The 20,331-nt window shown below is 50.6% G+C and carries 16 protein-coding genes; 4 read left to right on the forward strand and 12 right to left on the reverse strand.

The annotated features are described in order from the left end of the window. Positions 1 to 164 precede the first annotated feature (164 nt). Positions 165 to 989, reverse strand: a complete 825-nt coding sequence (locus tag H6G89_RS11030; protein WP_190505981.1) for a transporter substrate-binding domain-containing protein — start codon at positions 987 to 989, stop codon at positions 165 to 167. Between the two features lie 363 nt (positions 990 to 1,352). On the opposite strand from H6G89_RS11030, the gene H6G89_RS11035 reads away from it, so the two are divergent. Together H6G89_RS11035 and H6G89_RS11040 are read left to right on the forward strand one after the other, a co-directional pair. Next, positions 1,353 to 2,246 carry a carbohydrate ABC transporter permease gene (locus tag H6G89_RS11035; protein ID WP_190505983.1) on the forward strand — a complete coding sequence of 298 codons (894 nt, stop codon included), beginning with the start codon at positions 1,353 to 1,355 and terminating at the stop codon, positions 2,244 to 2,246. Further along, the gene (locus tag H6G89_RS11040) at positions 2,239 to 3,138 is read left to right on the forward strand and encodes a carbohydrate ABC transporter permease (protein WP_309229781.1); all 900 of its coding nucleotides are present in this window, start codon (positions 2,239 to 2,241) and stop codon (positions 3,136 to 3,138) included. The genes H6G89_RS11035 and H6G89_RS11040 overlap by 8 nt, the downstream gene beginning before the upstream one ends. A 285-nt stretch (positions 3,139 to 3,423) precedes the next feature. Here the strand turns inward: H6G89_RS11040 and lnt are convergent, their stop codons facing one another. From lnt to H6G89_RS11065, 5 genes are all read right to left on the reverse strand, one after another. Continuing rightward, positions 3,424 to 5,028, reverse strand: coding sequence for an apolipoprotein N-acyltransferase (gene lnt, locus H6G89_RS11045; protein WP_309229783.1), 1,605 nt, complete (start codon positions 5,026 to 5,028; stop codon positions 3,424 to 3,426). An 11-nt stretch (positions 5,029 to 5,039) separates the two neighbouring features. Further along, positions 5,040 to 6,824 carry a serine/threonine protein kinase gene (locus tag H6G89_RS11050; protein WP_190505985.1) on the reverse strand — a complete coding sequence of 595 codons (1,785 nt, stop codon included), beginning with the start codon at positions 6,822 to 6,824 and terminating at the stop codon, positions 5,040 to 5,042. 74 nt (positions 6,825 to 6,898) lie between these two features. Beyond that, positions 6,899 to 7,396 (reverse strand): hypothetical protein, encoded by a 498-nt coding sequence (locus H6G89_RS11055; protein ID WP_190505987.1) that lies wholly within the window; start codon positions 7,394 to 7,396, stop codon positions 6,899 to 6,901. 224 nt (positions 7,397 to 7,620) lie between these two features. Then, positions 7,621 to 8,361 carry a hypothetical protein gene (locus tag H6G89_RS11060; RefSeq protein WP_190505989.1) on the reverse strand — a complete coding sequence of 247 codons (741 nt, stop codon included), beginning with the start codon at positions 8,359 to 8,361 and terminating at the stop codon, positions 7,621 to 7,623. Between the two features lie 396 nt (positions 8,362 to 8,757). Next, on the reverse strand, positions 8,758 to 9,201 hold the full coding sequence (locus H6G89_RS11065) for a Spy/CpxP family protein refolding chaperone (RefSeq protein WP_190505991.1): 444 nt from the start codon (positions 9,199 to 9,201) through the stop codon (positions 8,758 to 8,760). Between the two features lie 483 nt (positions 9,202 to 9,684). Here H6G89_RS11065 and H6G89_RS11070 point away from each other — a divergent pair, with 483 nt between their 5' ends. Next, a complete protein-coding gene (locus tag H6G89_RS11070) occupies positions 9,685 to 10,080 on the forward strand; it encodes a VanZ family protein (RefSeq protein ID WP_190505993.1) in 396 nt (131 codons plus the stop codon). Here the strand turns inward: H6G89_RS11070 and H6G89_RS11075 are convergent. The 6 genes from H6G89_RS11075 to H6G89_RS11100 all read right to left on the reverse strand — a co-directional run bounded on the left by H6G89_RS11075 (position 10,070) and on the right by H6G89_RS11100 (position 16,169). Further along, a complete protein-coding gene (locus tag H6G89_RS11075; protein WP_190505995.1) occupies positions 10,070 to 10,306 on the reverse strand; it encodes a DUF4278 domain-containing protein in 237 nt (78 codons plus the stop codon). The genes H6G89_RS11070 and H6G89_RS11075 overlap by 11 nt on opposite strands. A 116-nt stretch (positions 10,307 to 10,422) precedes the next feature. Beyond that, positions 10,423 to 12,237: an ABC transporter ATP-binding protein gene (locus tag H6G89_RS11080; RefSeq protein WP_190505997.1), complete on the reverse strand. Its 1,815-nt coding sequence runs from the start codon at positions 12,235 to 12,237 to the stop codon at positions 10,423 to 10,425. Positions 12,238 to 12,328: 91 nt separating this feature from the next. Beyond that, positions 12,329 to 12,982: an ATP phosphoribosyltransferase gene (gene hisG / locus H6G89_RS11085; protein ID WP_190505999.1), complete on the reverse strand. Its 654-nt coding sequence runs from the start codon at positions 12,980 to 12,982 to the stop codon at positions 12,329 to 12,331. Between the two features lie 44 nt (positions 12,983 to 13,026). After that, the gene (locus tag H6G89_RS11090; RefSeq protein WP_190506001.1) at positions 13,027 to 14,067 is read right to left on the reverse strand and encodes an isochorismatase; all 1,041 of its coding nucleotides are present in this window, start codon (positions 14,065 to 14,067) and stop codon (positions 13,027 to 13,029) included. Between the two features lie 79 nt (positions 14,068 to 14,146). Continuing rightward, positions 14,147 to 15,100, reverse strand: a complete 954-nt coding sequence (locus H6G89_RS11095) for a class I SAM-dependent methyltransferase (protein WP_190506003.1) — start codon at positions 15,098 to 15,100, stop codon at positions 14,147 to 14,149. Positions 15,101 to 15,875: 775 nt separating this feature from the next. Next, positions 15,876 to 16,169 carry a hypothetical protein gene (locus H6G89_RS11100; protein WP_190506005.1) on the reverse strand — a complete coding sequence of 98 codons (294 nt, stop codon included), beginning with the start codon at positions 16,167 to 16,169 and terminating at the stop codon, positions 15,876 to 15,878. A 419-nt stretch (positions 16,170 to 16,588) separates the two neighbouring features. Between H6G89_RS11100 and H6G89_RS11105 the strand changes: the two genes are divergently transcribed. Then, complete coding sequence (locus tag H6G89_RS11105; protein ID WP_190506007.1) at positions 16,589 to 20,017, forward strand: tetratricopeptide repeat protein; 3,429 nt, start codon at positions 16,589 to 16,591, stop codon at positions 20,015 to 20,017. Positions 20,018 to 20,331 lie beyond the last annotated feature (314 nt).

The raw sequence follows: 20,331 nt of genomic DNA on the forward strand, positions 1-20,331 counted from the left end.
ATTCTAAATGTGAATTAATGTGTCAAACGTAAAAATGACGCTAATGCAGATTAGCGCAGAGCGATCGCCCATAGATGTAGCGAATGTAGCTTCAAATGTTGAATGGGGTCGGATCCCCAGAACTTCCTGAATTCCAGGGATCTCGATCCTCCGATTAGATTCGTTTAGCTAGCGGGTGCAGCTTGCTGGTCACCAAACCACTTTGTGACTAGTTTGTCAATTTCGCCACTGTCGATCATCTGAGTCAGAACGGGGTCAAACTTGGCTACTAACTCGGAGCCTTTGGGGAAGGCGATCGCCGAGCCTGCCGGACCGCTTGGAGGAATTGTGTTGAACTCAAGATCGGGGTTTGCTTCGATGTAACCTTGAGCAACGGTATTTTCTACGATGGCAGCGTCAATCCGTCCAGCTTTGAGTTCCTGGATGATCTCGTTAATCCGGTTGAGGGGGACTACGTTCGCACCCTCAATTTCACCTGCGGCTTCCTCCTGAATCGAGCCTAGCTGTACGCCAACTCGCTTCCCTGAGAGACTTGTAGTATCTGCCAAATTGCTACCAGTCTTCGCCACAATAGTATTTTGAGCCGTGTAATAGATTTGAGAAAAGTCAGCGTTTTGTTTGCGTTCCTCAGTCGGGGTCATGCCTGCCATGACAAAATCAGCCCGTCCAGACTGCAACGCCGGAATTAAGCCGTTAAAGTCAATGTTGTTGATTTCTAAGCCGTAACCCAACTGACTGGTGATGTAGTTCGCGATATCAACATCAAACCCAACAATTTTTTCTTCACCACCCGATGTATCAATAAATTCATAGGGGGGGTAGTCTGCTGAGGTTGCCATAACCAACGTCTCGGCAGGTGATGCAGCAGGAGAAGTACCAGCAGCAGGGCTTGCAGTGTCAGTGGGCTGTTGGGAACCACATCCAGCCACAATCACTACTGTTAAAAGAGCACTGAACAAAGCGGTAAACAAATACTTTAGTCGTTTCATTGTTGTGGATCGATGAAGGAACTTGCTTGAAGTTTGAACAGAATTAAATTCGACCGAATTAAAAAGCAGTAAGCGGGGGCGAGGAAACAGGATAACAGCTTTTTAAGTTTTTGTGTTGCTGTAGATAAACAGCACTGAAATTGATATTGCCAGTAACAGCAAAAAATAATGTAGTGTATTTGCCGTAAATATACGTCTCCTACCTAATTTTCAACTAAAGAAAATATCAATCGAACTCATAACACAGACTGGTGTAATCCTAATCACACTAATAGAGTTATGTTCAAAGATAGAGAGGCAATTGAACCTCCTACGAGAGAATGATCTTTAATCAGAAATCAGAAAAGGTTTGTATTTCTTGACATGCGTGGGCAATTGCAACGGCACACTCAAGAGAGCTTAGTCGGGTATGGATTTATGGCACCCACACTGATTGTTCTGGGAACGTTTGTGGTGTTGCCGATTGTTTACGCCATTTTTCTGTCTTTCCAAAAAGTGCAGCTTTTAGGCGAGATCGATTACGAATTCGTCGGTTTTCGCAACTTTGCGCGATTAGTCGAGGACGATCGCATCTGGATCGCGCTGCAAAACACGGTGGAATACGTGGCGATCGTAGTTCCAGCACAAACGCTGTTGGCTCTGGGGTTAGCCGTAACGCTCAATTCTGGAATTCGCGGAAAAGGCTGGTGGCGGGTGATTTACTTCATCCCCACAGTCACCTCATCAGCCGTGCTGACGCTGATTTTTATGTGGCTTTACAACACCAACGGGCTGCTCAACGATGCTCTGGCGTTTGTGGGGTTGCCAACCTACAACTGGTTAGGCGATCCGGCGATCGCCCTCAGAGGCATCATGCTGATGAATATCTGGTCTACGGCTCCCTATTTCATGGTGATCTATCTGGCCGCCCTGCAAGACATTCCCCGGACGGTGTATGAAGCCGCCGATATTGACGGAGCGGGCGAGTGGCAAAAGTTTTGGCATATCACCCTGCCACTGCTGAAGCCTGTCACCTTTTTTGTGGTCACAATGGGCGTGATTGGCACGTTTCAACTGTTTGACCAGTCCTACATTTTCTCCAATGGCACAGGAGGTCCCAATAATTCGACCCTGACAGTGGTATTGCTGATTTATCAAGCGGTGTTCCGCAATTTGCAGTTGGGCTATGGGGCAGCGATCGCCTTCCTATTAGCTGCTGTCATCATTGCGGCAACTCTGTTGCAACGTCGGCTATTTCGGGAGGAGCAGCGTGGTTAAAACTCCAATCGTTCGACCTCAGCAAAGGGCGATCGCTGCTCGCCGTTCTCCTTCTGCTCCCGCTCAATCGGGTGCCGGAATTTGGCTCAAGCTATTGGTATATGTCGGGCTGGTTGTCTACGCTGTGCTGACGCTGATCCCGTTTCTCTGGGCGTTATCTGCTTCCTTCAAGCCATTGTCGGAGATTGCCAGTGGAGAACCTAATTTCTTACCGCAGCAGTTCACCCTCGAAAACTACCGCTATATCTTTCAAGAGCCGTTGTTTTTGCGCTGGTTGTTGAATAGTTTGGCGATCGCCGTGAGTGTCACCGTTTGCAATCTGCTGTTTAACTCGATGGCAGGCTATGCTCTGGCGCGATTGCGCTTTCGCGGCAGGCAGTTCTGGTTTTTCCTGATCCTGGCCGTGCTCGCCATTCCAGCGCAAATCACCCTGATCCCCACATTCCTGATTCTCAAAACGCTGGGTTGGCTCAACTCTTATCAGGGCATGATTGTTCCGGGAATGGTCAACGCCACGTTCATCTTCATGATGCGACAGTTTTTCATCAACTTCCCCCGTGAATTAGAGGAAGCCGCTCAACTCGATGGCTTGACCCGGTTTGGCATCTTTTGGCGCATTGTCCTACCTTTGGCGAAACCTGCCCTCGCGGCTCAAGCGATCTTTGTCTTTATGGGCAGTTGGAATAACTTTTTGATGCCTGTGGCCATCCTGTTTGATCCAGAAATGTTCACCTTACCGCTGGGCTTAAACAGCTTTAAGGGCACCTACATCAGCTACTGGAATTACATCATGGCAGCCTCTATGGTCTTCACCCTACCTGCACTGGCAATCTACGCCTTTTTCAACCGTTACTTCATCGAAGGCGTAACCTTTACCGGGGGGAAGGGATGACGGAAGAGAGAAGAAGGAAGAGAGAAAAAGGAAGGATGAAGGCTAAGGGATAAGAGGGGGGAAAGAAGGATGAAGGATGAGAGAGGAAAAGAAGGATAAAGGCTAAAGGATAAAGGCTAAAGGTGTTGCTGATCTTGGGGATGAATGAGCCGCGAGCAAGATGCTCGCACTGGTTGAGATGATTTGCCTAAAAGGAGGGTGGGCGTCTCGCTCACGCCTGTATCAGGAAAGCCATCCCGCTATTCAGTTCTTCTTTCTTCTTTTTTCTCTCTTCTTTCTTATCCTTCATCCTTCATCCTTCATCCTTTTAATCAACACCCCTCCCGCGATCGCCAACAGCATTGGTGTCAACCAATCCCCCCAGCGGACAAAGAGCGTTTGGGTTTGGCGACGATAGATAGTGGCGACGTAAGTCTCGTAGGTTCTAAAGCCAGAGATCCAGATCGTCCTGCCGTGGGGATCAACGAGTCCTGAGAAGCCTGTGTTGGTAGCACGCACCGCCCAGCGATCGCTCTCAATGGCTCGCATCACATCCTGAGCGTGGTGTTGCGCCATCATTGCGGCTCCATAGGGGTCATTGTTGGAGGCGGTGAGAATAAATTGACCTCCTGCTGCTGCCTGATCTCGAAAGATGTAGGCAAAGGCGGAGTCAAAGCAAATTCCGGCGATCGCCCTACCAAAGGGAGTGTCAATGTGTTGGTTGCGAGAGCCGGGGATCATCGATAGCTCAACGGGCGACAAGCGACTGATGACTCTACCCAGGATCGGTTCAAAGGGCAGGTATTCCCCCAGTGGAACGGGTTTAATTTTGTCGTAGCGACTGATAATTTCGCCTGTGCCTGATAGAGTGAACAGGCTCTGCGTCACTTTGCCGTTTTCTAATCCAGGGGTGCCAATCCAGACCGGGACTCCTTCTTGCAAAATCGTTTGGTAGAAGGGATCGCGCGACCGATTCATGCCCATCCAGAAATAGGGGAATGCGCCTTCGGGCATGAGTACGGCATCAACTCCCTGAGCAGCGAGCGAACGATAACCGTCGGTATAAGCGGTGACGGCACGACGAATGCCCTCCTCAAACAGTTTGATGCGAGTGGGAATGTTGCCCTGAATGATACCAATGCTGAGTTGCGAGTTGGGAGATTCTACTAAAGGACGGGTGTAGAGCCATGCCCCGATGCCATGTAGCGTGAGGAAGAGCGTTAGGGCGATCGCCAATAACCCTTTTGTCCGACTTCTTGAAGAACTTGAGTAAGACAGCCAGGCTTCTGCCAGCAACCCATTGATGGCAACGATCGCCCCCGTAACGGCATTCGGTCCAGAGACTTGCCCCAGATGCAAAATCAGCAGATCGTGAGGGCTTTGTGTCAGCGAAAGAGATGTCCACCACAGCGCAGACTGGCTCCAGAGTCCTTCGGTCAGGCACCACAACGCCGTACCCAGCAAGACCGATAGCAGTGGCAACCCTACCGATAGGTTGGATGTATCGCCGTAAGGTAGCCCCACCTTTCCACGTCGGAGGCAAAAGCGAAAGCTCCACCCCCAGAAACTGACCAACGCCCCACCCCAGAGGGTGATACACCCCCAGGCAAATAGCGCGATCGCTACACTCGCTAACCAGGGCACACCCATCCAGGTGAGGGGATGCAAATCGCGAATCCAGGCGATGCCCACACCGTGAAAGCCAAAGCCCCACAGCAGAGGATAGAGCCAGACCCGTTTGAACTTGATACTAGAGTCGATTGCCTGTGTCCGAATCAATACCCATAGGGGAACTAACGCCACCCATGCCAACCACCAGACGTTGCCTGGGGCGACGGTTAACCCCATCAAAGCCCCACTACCAAAGGCGATCGCCAGTTTTGTGGGTGAGTTCAACGATTTTGCGATCACAGGTCACACCCTTAATGCAAGTCGGCTTCCCAAACAGCAATGTAAATGCGATCGCGATTATTGCGTTCAATAATGCCTTCCAGTCCGTTCGATTCAAAGGTGTAGCGATTCGAGTCACGTTCTCGCACCCGTTTTAATGCATCCTCCACGTCTTCTGTTAATCGTCCGCCCAACATGCCATTGAGTGTGACTTGCATCGTCAACGGATCGACCGATTGAGCAAAGGAGGCTTCGCTCTGACGCACTCGACTCGTATCGCGATCGTAGATGTAAGCCAGCGTCACTTTGTTGGGAATGACATCATACAGAGCCGTGCGAGTGTTGCGCCAGTAGCCATCTCCAGCGCGATTGGGTTCGCCCAACAATCCGACAATTTCATCTTCGCTTGTCCCAACGGGTACTCCTGGAATACTCGGACGCTCTGAGCCATTGCCACGCTCTGGTTCCGGTTGGGGTTCATTCTTTTCTGAATTCTCGGACGGGTTGTCTTCCTCCACTGAGATCGGTCCCAGCGAGGGTGGAGGAACAACCTCCGGTTCTGAGGGGCTTTCCTCTGGGCTGGCCTCTGGCGAAGGCACTTCCTCAGGTTGCTCAACAGACGGTAATTCACTCTCTGGAGAGGGCAGTGGGTCTGGGGAGAGAGCCGTTTCGGGCACCTGCCGGGTCTGATTCCAAACGGCAGCGATCGCCGCAATCGCAATCGACGCAATCACAACCAATCCCAAAATGACAAACAGCGATCGCGAAGGACCACGCCGTGCCGGAGCAACAGGCGATGTTCGTTGCACTGGGGGAGCCGGAGGAGCCGGGGAAATCGGCGTCGGAGAAACCGGGGGCGTCGGCTGAGGCGCACGGGGAGCGATCGCTACTGTTGCCATATGAGAAACCGGATCGGCAACCGGAGCAGGAACCGCTGCATTGGCTCCGTTGGCTCCATTCCCTCCATTCAGGGCATCGAGGAGTTGAGGCGCAACCGCTACAGAATCCGCACTGGGTAACAACGCTAGCCAATCCGCAACTGTTTGTGGGCGATATTTCACCTCGACTGCCATGCCCCGCATCACAGCCTGGTTGATCGCGGCACTGAGCTCTGGGCGAAGATCGCGGGGAGCAGGCATGGGTTGGCGATCGCGCAAAATTGCCGCCACCGGAACATAGGCCGTCAACAGCGTATAGAGTGTTGCTGCCAGGGCATAGACATCCGTTGCGGGAGTGCGTTTCTCATGGGAGATGTATTGCTCCACCGGAGCATAGCCCGTTGAGATAATGCTGGTGTGAGTCTGAGCAACACCGGGGGTAAACTCTCGCGCAATGCCAAAGTCGATTAAGACGACCTCCTGCGTCCCCTGCCGCAAAACAATGTTTTGGGGCTTCACGTCCCGATGCAACATACCGTTTTGATGCACCACTTGCAGGGCTGCCCCAATCTGCAGAATGTAATGGATGGCGATCGCTTCAGAAAGGGGGCGATCGGGCATCACTAATGCCTCCAGGGTTTGACCCGGAATATAGTCCATCACCAGGTAGGGAATGCCTTCTTCCATAAAGAAATCATTCACCCGCACAATGTTGGGATGGATGCAGAGTGCCAGTCGTCGCCCCTCATCCTGGAATTGCTGCACCAGGCGCGGAAACTGGGGGTCTTGCTGATTTGCCTGGTTCAGCGTTTTGATAACGACAATCTGCCCCAAATAGTGGTGGGTTGCCTTAAACGTGATGCCAAATCCACCCTGTCCCAATACCTGATCCAGGGTATATTTTCCACCTTGCAGCGTCTTGCCCACGGACGTGTTCATGATCTACTGATGTAGCTAATGCTCTCCAAAGCTTAGCATTTCAGGCTTCATCGCTTCAGCAAATCCGTCTTGTGTTAGAGACGATAGTAGCGTTGTACCTCTTCTAATGGAACGCTCCAGAGGTGCTCTGGTTCCCAGCGATCCACATCAAAGCTCGATCGCCGACCGCGATCGTAGGCATTCCACAGACGAGTTTTCACCATCTGCCACGAAGGATGTTGGTGAGCGATCGCGTTTAGCAACCCCAACCCTAAGACAAGATGCACCGGGCGAAACTTTGACCCCAGTAAAAACGCTTGAACCTCAGCTTCGCCAATGGGGTCAGTGCCGTAACCCGTCAACACATGGATGCCATCGTGTAATTGCTTGCGGCGAGGTCCAGTGGTGAAGGGAGCCAGATGATGGCGATCGAGTGACTCCGCCCAGGCGTGACCCAGCGTACCTACCGGGAGCGATCGCAACTCCTCTAAATTGACAAACGGCGGAACACTAGCCCCCAGAGCATCAGAGAGGCGATCGATCAGATCGAGAAACCGTTGAACCTTGGTTGGTGAAGGCGGAGAGAAGAGCATAGGAAAAAAAGAGAGAAGAGAGAAAAAAAGAAGAGAGAAAAAGACCGGGTCGGGGTGCGGCATTTAGTCGGCAATTAATGAATAAGTTGCAAAGCCAAACTGCCAAATGCCACACCCTCACAAAACTGCCGATGCCACACCCCGTGAAATCCTGTTAAGCGAATCTGTAGGGGCGTTTCGCGAAACGCCCTGATGAAAGCCTCGCGTTCCCCAGAAAATTGAGATTACACAAAGGTAAATCCACTATTGAAATCGGTAATGCTGACCCCAGCGACAACTCCAATCAGTTCAGGAGTTCCGCTTCCAGTCGCATTTTTGTAATAGATGCCCGTTCCAGCAAAGCCCAACTGCTCCGGCAGTGCCCCAACGGTGTAATTTTCAGCCGTCCCCTTGAGTTGAATTTTGTCTTGCGTGGGGTTAAAGTCCACAATCAGTGCATAGTCGTTTAATCCCGGTGTAACGGAGTTGCCATCGTCATAAAAGACAGCTGAGGCATTTCCCAAAACAAAGGTGTCTTGTCCCCCACCGCCACAGAGAGTATCCACATCTCCCACGCCAAAATCGGTCGCCGTTGCCCCCGTCAGCGTATCGTTGCCTAATCCAGTCCAGATGACATCATTGCCGTCGGTGCCCGTCACATTGTCGTTGGTTCTGGGAAAGCGGGATGCTTGAGCAATATTTTGCAAGTCATAGAAGATGGTGCGAGCTTCAGTTGGGGTAACTCCAGCACTCTCGACGACCTCTAAAACATCGCTGGCGATCGCCCTAAATTCAGTGCGGGTAATGGTGCGATCGCTAAAGGCAGCTTTCACACTTGCTTTAAGGTCTGCCACACTGCTCTCAGACGGAGCATTATCCACACTCGCCTGAACATCGCTGATCAATTTGCGGATATTTTGCTTCTGAATCTCAGACAGTCGAGCAGCACGTCGAGCATTAATACGGGCATTCGTTGCAGTAGCCATTAAAGAACTCCTTTTGCAGTTGAGCAGTGGATTAACGTAAATTCGGATCAGGATTTTGGCGGTTGAAACCGCCGCTAGCGGAACACAATTGACCTGCGTTGGTTCGTCTAACCCTGGATTTTCCGTAGTCTGCGAAGGCAGACTTGGCTCCAGTAGCCGCGAATTTATTCGCCAGGGTCTTAAACCGAACTAGCGTTGGGATTGAGCTTCGTCGTTCATTTCACGCAGGCGAAACTAACCGCTACAGCCGTAGCAGTTTGGATATTGCCTGATGCACGGTGATACCGATTCTTGAAAATGGCGTGACAGCCTGAGCAGGGGCGTTTTGTGAAACGTCCTTACCAGAAAATCGTCAGTCCAGCGTTAGAAAATGGCTCCGGTTGGTAACCGTGTCACTTACTGCTGTTGTTGCATGCGCGATCGAATCAGCTCTCGCACTTGTTGACGCTGTTCTTCCGTCAAAATGGCGGTGACTTGCTCTTGGGTAGATTGAAAGATGGAGCGCAGTTGAGTTCGCTGATCCTCCGAGAGATTCATTGACCGGACTGCGGATCGAAAGCTACTGCCATTTTGCAGAGTTGTTCTAAATTGCTCTCGCTGGTCTGGGGTTAAAAGGGCTTCTAACTCAGATCGAGTATTCTCCCGAATTTGGGCAAGCTGAGTTTGTTGATCTGGTGTGAGATCGAGTTCCTCTAAGACCTGTGACCATTGCTCCATAGGGGTCGGGCTTTGAGCCTGAACCGTCATCGGATGAAGGGCAACGGCAAGTCCGGCAGCAAATCCAACGACTGCCATTACACTTCCAGTCAACACCGTTGCGGGTTTCATCATCGGTTTCATCGCATCATCTCCTTTCTGGATAACCGTTTGATATCCCCATCCTAAAAGGTGCAATAGGGCGATCGCCTGAGATGAATGTCACGATTCAATCCATGACAAATAGCATAGTAAAGCAACATGAAGCCATTACTCGACTGAAAAGTTTTTCATTTTTCAGTAGAAATACTGACCGGATCACCCATAGCATCAGTGTAATAATGCACAGCAAGGGTTAAACGGTTTTTCGATCGAGTTCTAATATAGCTATCGCCACTTCATTTAGGGCAGAAAGGATCTGGGGGCTGCGCTCCCAACCCCGTCCTAAACCAAGTAGCGACGGCTATCTCCCTGAGTTTATAGACGTAGCCACAACCGTTAGGACAATTCAAAGTCCATCATCAACAAGAGGCTTAAGTCTCTTGTTCTACCGTGTCCTAGGGAAAGTAGCTACAGGCACAAGTGTCATCGAGTTCCAGTTTGCTTCGTCACTAGGAGATATAAGTCATGACTGATCAGAGAGATCCGTGGTTTGACCAACAATGGGCGATCGCGTTTTGTCTGTACCTGCTGATCTTGGTGGTTATTACTGTCGCTGCCTATCTCCGGATTTTGCCAACCCAACTCGATGCCATCCCTGCCTATGACACCCTGGGACACTTCTTTTTGTTGGGAATTGCCAGTTACTTAAGTCATTTAGCCCTGCGAGGGCGCACCTTTTTTATCGGCAGATACTCACTCCCGCTAGGACCAACCCTAATTGGGGCGATCGTCATTGTGGACGAGACATTGCAGGGCTTATCACCCTATCGCACTGTCAGCATGACAGATGTCGCCGCTAGTTTTAGCGGCATTTTGCTGTTTTATCGACTAGCCAGAGCGCAAACTATTCTCAAGCATTAATAATCGCCCAAAAGGCAGCGATAAAAGACTCTAGATCTGGATCAGGAGGCTGCTGAGATAGATCCGTAATTCTACGAGCATAACTCACCCCTCGATACTGCAACATCACTAGACGTGGTACTGCAACTTGATTTCTCTGAAACTGGTGAGAACTGCCTACTGGCAAAGGCTTCTGGGAGACAGAGGACGGTAACTCGTAACGAATGCCACGATAGATCAAGTACATCAGCTTACCCTCTTCCTATCATAAGGAGCTACACAAGCTATTGTTTTAGACGTTGATCACCGTGAAATTATGCAAATACGCAAAACTAATTTTTACCGCTTCATCTCGTATTGATCCTAATTCTCTAACATCTGTAATCGATACAAGCTGGCGTATAACCCACCTTGATCCAGGAGTTCCTCGTGGCTCCCGGACTCGATCAACTGCCCCTGTTTCAAAACCAGAATGCGATCGACACTGCGGATCGTTGACAGACGGTGAGCAATAATAATCGCTGTTCGCTTCACCAACAACCGCTCTAGAGCTTGCTGAATCATCGCTTCGGTACCCACATCCAAATTAGCGGTTGCCTCATCCAAAACAAGGATGTGCGGATCACGAATCGCGGCACGGGCAAAGGCGATTAATTGCTTTTGTCCTCCAGACAGGTTGGTGCCCCGTTGTCGCAATAGCGTGTCATACCCTTGAGGCAACTGCTCAATAAAACTAGCAACGTTCGTTTGCTCAGCGGCAGCCCGAATCGCTTCGATGGGATACTCTTCTCCCAATGTAATGTTGCTCTTGACGTCGCCTGCAAACAAAAAGCCATCTTGCAGAATGACTGCCATCCGTTGGCGCAACTCGACTTGAGGCAAATCACGAATATCGATGCCATCTAGCAAAATGCGCCCCTGCGTCACTTCATACAGTCGGCAGAGGAGGCGAATAATCGAGCTTTTGCCTGCCCCGGTCGGCCCTACCAATGCCACTTTTTCGCCCGGACGAATGATGAAGTTGAGGTCGCGTAACACAGGTTCATCGGGCTTGTAGCCAAACCAAACGCCATCAAAGCGAATTTCGCCTGCTGTACGAGGGGTTGCTGCTTCTACGTGGTCTGATCGCTCTGGATCGCGGATTTCGATTGGCTCATTGAGGATGTCACTGACTCGCTCTAATGCCGTGAATCCGGCTTGAATGGCGGTGAATTGCTCCGCAAACTCTCGCAGGGGGTCAAATAGGCGTTGAGCAAAGAGAATAAAGGATGCCAGAATCCCAAAGTTGAGGGCATCTTGCAGCACGAGCACGCCCCCCACCCAGAGCACAGCCGCGATCGCCGCCAGTGCTATCCATTCCAATGTGGCTGACACCGCAGAGTCATAGAAGATCGTCTTATCGACTTCAGTGACATAGCGTTGGTTGATTGTGCGATACAACTGAGAGTTAAACTGCTCCCGCCGAAAGAGTTGGACAACATTGATGCCAGTAATGTTTTCCTGCAAGGTGGAGTTCAGTGCCGATAGCTCCTCCCGTGCTCTGTAGTTGGCAGTGCGATATTGCCGCTGAAAGTAAACAATCAGCCCCGTCACCGGAATCAACAGGCTCACGAGCATCAGTGCCAGTTGCCATTGCAGCGTAAACATGGTGACTGTAATAACCACCATGGAGAACAGGTTGCCGACAATGCCGATCGCCCCTGTAGAGAACACATCGCCCAGCGCATCGACATCACTGGTGAGGCGAGTAATCAACCGTCCAACCGGAGTCCGGTCAAAAAATCGCGCAGCAAGGGAAGTGACGTGATAGAACAGGTCATCCCGAATATTGGCAGTGATGCGTTGCCCAACCTTTTGCACCATGTAGCCCTGCCAACCATCGACAGCTAGCCGAACGGCGATCGTCGCTATCAGCAGCAGCACCAGCAGGTTTAATCCACTCGCTAACGTTTGCCCTTGCAAAAACCATAGGACAGGCTCATTGCGGATTAGAGAAATTGCCTGCCCCACGAGAATCGGTTGGATGGCTTCGGCAATCGACAACGGGATCAACAGAACAAGGGCGATCGCCAGTAATCGCTTGTTTTGTCGGGCGTAGGGAGCTAGAAGCCGCAACAGTCGCCAATCGGTTTGCCGAGGGGGTCGGCGTTCCTCATTTGAGGAAGATGCACTGGTCATGCTGGAGGGTTGATGAGGGTCTGCTCTATTTTAAAGTGTTCTCAATTTAGTGAGCGAATATACAAAATTCCCACACTCTATAACCCACCCCCTACTCCCTACTCACCACTCCCTGTGTCTCCACTCGAATGCGCTCGATCAGATCTTGCAATCCGTCGCGATCGAGGCGGTAGCTCAGGGGATGAGCAATCAGTCGGGCAGTGCTCTCAAACAGGCGATCGGTTTCCAGCAAATTATTTTCCTTGAGCGTACGTCCAGACGCGACTAGATCCACGATCGCCTCTGACATTCCGGTGATTGGTCCTAACTCAACCGACCCGTAGAGCGGCACGATTTCGACAGGCAAATCGAGGCTCTGAAAATATTCGCGAGCACAGTTAACAAACTTTGAGGCGACACGGCTGTGAGGAGGCAGATCCAGGGCTGAACGATAGGGACTGGTTGCTTTCACAGCAACGGACATGCGGCACTGTCCAAACCCCAAATCGACTAAATGAGCGACGTTGGGCTGCTTCTCCCGCAAAATGTCATAGCCCACAATACCCAACTGTGCCTGCCCATATTCCACATAGACAGGAACATCATAATTGCGAACCAGCAAGGCTTTAGCCGTATGGGACGTATCCCAAATTTCTAACTGGCGATTGCTGGAATCGAGAAACGCGCTGAAATCCAGCCCAACCACCTTCAACAGCCGAATGCTTTCTTCTAATAACCCGCCTTTGGGAAGTGCAACAGTAATCATCGCAATGTCAGTAAACCTTTAGCGATCCTACACTGTGGAGCCAATCAGAATCGCATTCCTGCCCACTGCTCTATGGGGTCAGTCGATCGCACCACTTTCATCCCCGCATCGACAAATCGCTGAAATGCCGCATCTGCCTGTTCAGTAAAGTCCACCACATCGGGAACGACGACGGGGGAGGTGCAATCCTCCAGCAGATAAATCTTTTGCGCCAGGACTGGGTCAGTTGCTTGAATGCCAGTCAACAGATCATCGATCGTCCAGGCGACGCAGTGACTCTTGGCTTGTCCCGCAATGATGACCGCATCGTAGGTCAACAGCCTTTCGAGCAGTGGGGTGTTGCTCTGGGCGATCGCCTGTTCTTCGTGATCGATCAGCACCTCCGGCTTCAGCACCGAATAGTTTTCGGTCAGGGGATTGCCGCCTTTAATCTCAAACTGGGTCTGGCTCTGGCGAGCGATCGCATGGAAAAAGCAAGCCTCCTCCACCGAGGACACCAGCGCATGACCAATGCCCCCCAGCATGGAGTGATAGGGCCACACGGTCAGGAGATATTTGCCGTGTTGGTTCAATTGGCGCACATAGTGCAGTGCGTATGCCTGGAGCCGCTCCACATTACCCTGCGTTACATCAGGGGCGATCGCCGGATTTGCCTGCCACACGCCCTGTTCGACATCCTCCAGGGAGATCATCGTCATTGCCGGGGGATGCTCTCCGGCTTGATTCACCCAAAACACCGAGTGAAAAATTTGCATGGCACTGTGGGTGTCCATCGTCGCCACAATGGTCGTGATTTTGCCCAGATTGCGGTAGATAAATTCGCACAATCGCACATTGTCATCTACCGCACCCGTGCCCGATCGCCCACCCACAAACAGCTCAAACCCCGGAATGCAAAAAGTATTTTGCACATCGATCGCCAGCAAACAAACGCGGAAGCGATCGTCGGTCGCCGGGGTTAGCCCTTGTTGGTTTGCCCAGGCTTTCGCCTCGATTGCTCGCGTTTGGTAAGGCACACGCCAGACCTCCCCCACTTTGTAGGGATCAAAGTGAGTTGGAATCGGCAATTGGGTGATTGTACTCATCAGATTCTCCTGAAATATGAGATCTCCGGCTCTTGAGCCACCTTAACGCTTCAACCGATGCCCTAAGTCGGGGTCTGGGTTAGCGAACTTGAGCAATCACAGTGCGGTGACGGGGGCTATTACACACCACCTTGGGAAACTCAAACCCCGCATCGTAGATCGCTTGCTCCAGATTGAGGGCAAAGTATTCGTCGAGATAGGGTTCTGTGCTCTTGAGCAAGGTCAGGATGTAGGGTGGCATTTTGGCATAAATCTCAGAACGGGGGTTCATGTCCATCAATGCGACATAACCACCGGGTTTGAGTACTCGCCGCGCCTCTTGTAACACCGCTACAGCAGCCGTTTGAGGCAACTCGTGAAAGATCAAAAAGGCAGATACCAGATCAAAAGATGCCTCCGGTAGAGCCGTCGATTCCGCCGCAGCGTGCAGCCAGGTCGGTTTAGGTGAGTCGGTCGTGGGGCGCGTCTCAGCCCGATATTGGGCGATCGCCAAAAAGTAAGGCGACAAGTCCACTCCGGTAATCTGCGCCTGAGGATAGGTTGCCTGCATGGCAAACGTGCTCATGCCAACGCTGCATCCGACATCGAGAATCGTCTGTGGGTCAGAGGTCAAGTGCTCCTTCAACGCCGCATGATAACTCTGCCGTAACCAGGCATCCCCTTTAGCTCCTGCCTCTGCCCAGATTCGCGCATGAACCGCATGAGCCGCTACTTCTACTTCCATCGCAGGTTCCCACCCTAAATTTCCTTCCTCATAGGCGTGAAATGACTTCAGGTAATAGTCGGGATAGATCAAGTTTGGATTCTTGATAGTGGCTAGCTCCGTCTCCCAATCTGAGGAGAACTCAGCCTCACTCTGGCGCGATCGCAACGTCTGTACCTCTTGTCGCCAGTACACACCAATCGACTCTGCCCGTTGAATCATCATATTGCGTGCCCGGTTTTTGGCTAACGCTGCCAACGGCTTAATCGACAAAATACCGTTTACAATGCGGGATGCCAATCGAGGAGACGGTTTTGCAAAAGCAGTCATGAATTAAAACAGGTATCTCAACATCCAATATTTTAGGGGGTTCCCTGTTTCTGAGAAACCCGATCGCCCACAAAGTGATTGACCAGAAGTTGAAGGAGGGAGGCAGTGGCATCCCCCAATGGGGATTTAAGGGAGAATCCCCAGTACCTGGTTCTCACACGCTGGAAACAACCCTGTATCGAATTTGGGGCATTGTTGAACGCAGGTATGATTTTGAAAACGCACCCTGCTGTAGGGACGTTTCGCGAAACGCCCCTACGAAATTCATACATCTGTCAGGCAGTCAGGAGGTTAACGCCCCTTGCCCATCACACCCCTTTAGAATGGCATACATAGCAGTCCTAAATCGATCGTGAAATCTACTCTTTCATGCGGCATTCGTCATTATTTATATGACCAGAAACGATTGACCAATGACCATTGACCATTAACCATTGACCATTAACCATTGACCATTGACCATTGACCATTAACCATTAACCATTGACCATTAACCATTAACCATTGACCATTGACCATTGCCCCCATCCCAGACTTCTTCATGAATCCAATAGGATGGCAATAGATTGAGGAACCGAATCGAGTATAGATACTCCGCAAAATGCCCTTACTGTCGCCTATGGATAGGACAGAGTTCCAATCGTTTAACCCAGACAAATTTGATTTGATTAAAGCTAAAAAACAAGCCTGGAAGCTATCTTCCAGGCTTTTATTTCTACTGATGATAGCGATCAAAAATAGTAGAAAACATCACAAGTCGATCAAAGATTTTGCATTAGCCAATTTGCGTTTTTTCTTCAAGACTCAGGCTACAAAGATCGACAAAATCAAGCCACAATTTTTTCACTTCGGGATTATATTCCTCGAAATAAATGGTTTGAAACCAAAGGTTTAAATTCTCATCCTTCTGAGCCAATTGCCGACGAATTAGAGCAAATACCTCAACGGTAACCATTGGGTTTTTCTGCTTTTCCAAAACTTTTGACCAGTGTCTTACACGCTCTGCGTCTTTCGTTTCAATGATTTTTACTAATTTTTGACTAATATCAAAAAGGCTTGCCTGACTCATAACAATACCTCATCCAGATCTCATTTCTTTTTTCTTCTGGTTTCGGTTTTCTCCGGATTCCCAGCCCGTAATTTTGCATATTTGGTTAAAGTTTTGATGAAGTTTGGCTTAAGTCGTTTGAAGTCGAGATTAATTAATAGAAAACGTAATGTTTTAATTCAGGTAATAAGCGTTTTAGGGCGTCCGACATCGTAAACTCCGAAATTTCACTGACGACAAAAATCATTCCCTTTCCAAGATTTCCTGATTGAGTGAGTGGACGCGGAATAAGTGGTATATAGTTCTCTCTCGATTGCAGCCCTGTGTGCTCAAAACCTATCTCCATCGTTGATAGGTTTCTGGCGAAATCCTTTTAGGGTTTGACTCAGCTTTTGGTGGGTTGTCGGTCAGAGGTTATTAAATCTGGGGCATAGAGTACCTTGAAGAAACAACGTCATTGGTTAGATTTTGCAGAGTACGCATCGCTAGTTGGGCTAGGTGTAGGGTCAGTTGCGTCCTTTGTTTCCTCGCAAGTGCTCTATACTTCAGCTCCTCTATCGCTATTGGTGCTATTGAATTTGGCGAACCGTCGTCGCTTTGAGCATCTGACCGAGCAAAACACAGCGATCGCCATTACCGATATCGATCGCAAGCTCTCCAAAAACATTGAGCTATTGAATCAGCAGGTGCTGTCGCTGCCAACCGTTGAGGCAATGGGCAGCTTAAAGAAGACCCTGCTAAACAAAAATCGAGAGGTGTTGGATGAGCTATCCACTGACATTAATAAGATTAAGCAGGAAGTCTTAGAGCGATTTTCAGTCCTCGATCGGCAAAATCTGGGTTCAGTTCGGCAAGAGTTGATCCACATCCAGGGGCAATATAGTCAGCTCAACGATGCAGTGAGCCACCTGAACACGCAGTTGAGCCAACTATCGAACTCAAAACGCCTTGACGAGGTTGAAAGCACGATCGCCAAGCTCAAAGCTAACACCCTGCAACTGCGAGACAACCTGCAAAGTCTGGCAGACCAGACTCGCCCCACCCTCACCTCGCTGCAAGATCAGATCAATCACCTCAACCGCCAATTTCAAAAGCTGCCACCTCCGTTTGATGCAACAGCGTTGAGACAAGAAGTGACCGAGTTAATCCGAGTTGTGGCAGATTTGGTGCCCAAGCGCGACTGGCATAACTTGCAAGCTGAGATCAAAGCGTTGCAACAACAGCAAGAAGCCCGAACTCAATCTGAGGAAGCGTTACGTTACAAGCTGCAAGAGCTGAATCAGCAACTTCAAAAACGCCCCGAAAAGTCGAGCCTGACCGCTTTACAAAACCAGATCAACCACCTCGATCGCCAGATTAAAAAGCTGCCTCCTCCCTTTGACTCCACATCGTTAAAGCGAGAAATTGCCCAACTGGTCAAAGCTGTAGGTGACCTCGTCCCCAAGCGGGATTGGGGCGCACTCACCGCTCAAATCAAAGCCCTGCAACAACAGCAGGAGTTTCAGAAGCAGTTTGAAACAACGTTGCGCCAGGAGTTGCAAGAACTCAGCCAACAGTTCCAGACGCTATCAACGCTCTCAACAACCGAGCTTTCAGCGGCACCAATCCGGCCATCAGAACCCTCTTTTCCTCTTACCCCGATCGCCCCTACAACAGAACTGACCCTTGAACTGCCAGTGGACAACACCACGGCTCACCCTCCAGGCGATTTTCAAGGGCGGATTGAAACGGTCTTAAACCGAGAGCTACAGGCGATCGCCCAACAGTTGCGAGAGTTACCCAGCGGCTCTCAACTGCAAGCCCAGATTGAGGCGACGGTCGAGCGCGAATTGGAAGAGGTCAATGAGCAGTTGCAGGCGTTTCCTGCTAGCCCTCATTACCAACTCGTGTTTGACTTCAAATCGTCCCAATCCACCGGATACAGGGCGAGTTCCAATCGGGCTGCTCTCGAACATGCGCTGGACGTCACTCAGGAACGGCTGATTCTCATTCTGCCGTGGTCAAACCAGTGCCCCCTGGATCAAGTTTTGCTGCATAAATTAGAGGCATTTTTGCAACGGGGTCGGCGGTTAGATGTGGGCTGGTGCCACCAGGCAAACCGCGATGAAGAACGGTTACTCAGCACGATCAATCATCGCTGGTCAATTCACCCCATTCAAAAGGAACTGCAATCGACCCTGCAAAAGTTGCTGCAACTCAAACGCACCTATCCCCAGCATTTCCAATTCAAAGTTTTGGGAACTAGCGGTAACTTCTTAGTCTCTGATCAGGCATTTGCGGTCATGGGCATTGATGAGGCTCTGGTGTCTACCAACAGCCTGCCTGAGATGGAGTTGAAGTTGTGGACGGATGACCCAGAGGTGATTCAACAATGCATCACTCAGTTTGATCATCCCGTGCCCAACCCCAACGACATCACCGCCTATTGGAATCAAGCCGTTACCCGCTACGACCTGGGCGATCGCGAAGGGGCAATTGCTGACTTTAATCAGGTCTTGTCCATCAACCCTAATGACGCGATCGCATACAACTACCGGGGGTTAGCCCGATATGACCAGGGCGATGTGACTGGGGCGATCGCTGACTTCAACCGTTCACTCCATCTCAACCCGCATCAGGTTGCTGCCTATTGCAACCGGGGCTTTATTCGCTCAGAGCAGGGCGATCAACTCGGAGCCATTTCTGATTTCAGTCTGGCAATTGAGAAACAACCCACTTCGGCGATCGCTTATTTCTATCGGGGCATTGCCGACCAGAAATACAACGATCCGCTGGCAGCAGCCACCGACTTTGGAGAAGCCATTCGGCTCATGCCCGACTCCCCCATGTCCTACTATCACCGGGGTCAGGCATACCAAAAGTTGGAAAACTTGCGGGGGGCGATCGCTGATTTTGAAATTGCTGCGCGTCTGTTTACCGAACGGGGTAACGCCACCAATGCTCAAAAAGCATCTAAGAGTGCTGCTAAGCTCAAGCGTTTGCTCAGCCAGCAACCTGCCAACCTTCAACCTGACATCGTCTTGTCAACATCCACTCCACCCATAACTAATGTAGAGACAACTCTCGAACCCAGAGAAAGCGTTCCCTCCGAAAACGGTTTTTTTTCGCCAGCAGGCGTTTTTGAGCCTGCGAACCCCAACGATGTAATCCGTGAAACCAATGGTCATGGAGCAGCTTTATTAGAGCCAACCAACATCACGCTAGAGCCATCCTCTCAAGAAGAGAGTGCTCCTGCGGCAAATGTTGCGCCTAATACTGCGCCTGTGGTCGTGAATCCACTGTTTCTAGTTGACATGGATGATGATGCAGTCACGGAAATTCTCAATCCTCCGCAACTCCCTTTGCCGATAAGACAGGAGGAACCGTCTCTACCTCCCATCGCCGTTGAGTCAGGTGAATCTGAACCGGACGGAACTGAACCAATTGGATCTGAAGCAATTCAAATTGAATCGATTGCGATCGCACCCACAACTGAGTCTGATCTTGTCGAGCCACCAGAGCAGCAAAATCCACTCACCGCTGTAGAGACAGAGGTAACCCAGAGCAGTGCCCCCACTGAGGCGATCGCCGATAACAACGCCAATGCCCCAATAACTGATCTGTTTGACGATGAAACAGATTTTTTGGCTCAGTTAGCCGAACACCTGGATGCTCAACCTGTCGTTGACGCACCCATTTATCAAGGTATTGAGACACTCTCCAATTTTTTTTACGACGCTGAGCCAAAGCAAGAGGGTATGAGCAATGGCACAGCATCCCTGAGCGAGAGCCAACCCACTGGAGGGAGCAATCAGCCTGACGAAGAAACGACTTTGTCTCGTCCCGACCAGGAAACGCTAGCTGAATTTAGCAATCGCTTCTTTAGTTGAGGATTTTGGATTTAATAGCCCTCTTCTATTACTCCCTCTGCCAACAAATCCCAGACAAACCTCGTTTCCAATCTCCTGCTTGGAAGTGAAGTCCTATAGCCGTAGTCACCTCATACCGATTTAATGTTTGATTATGACAGATCACTGGGTAGGGGCGTTTCGCGAAACGCCCTTACGGAATCATGTGCAGAGGCACAGGTTCTACCCGCGTGATGCGTCTCCACCCATAAGGCTTCATCAAGCCTCTAAATATAGCAGTACTCACTGAGGTTAAAACGGGGTGCAGGGGGAACCCCTGGCCGGGGGCGCAGCTC

Source organism: Oscillatoria sp. FACHB-1407, assembly GCF_014697545.1.
In the GTDB taxonomy this organism is placed as follows: Bacteria; Cyanobacteriota; Cyanobacteriia; order Elainellales; family Elainellaceae; genus FACHB-1407.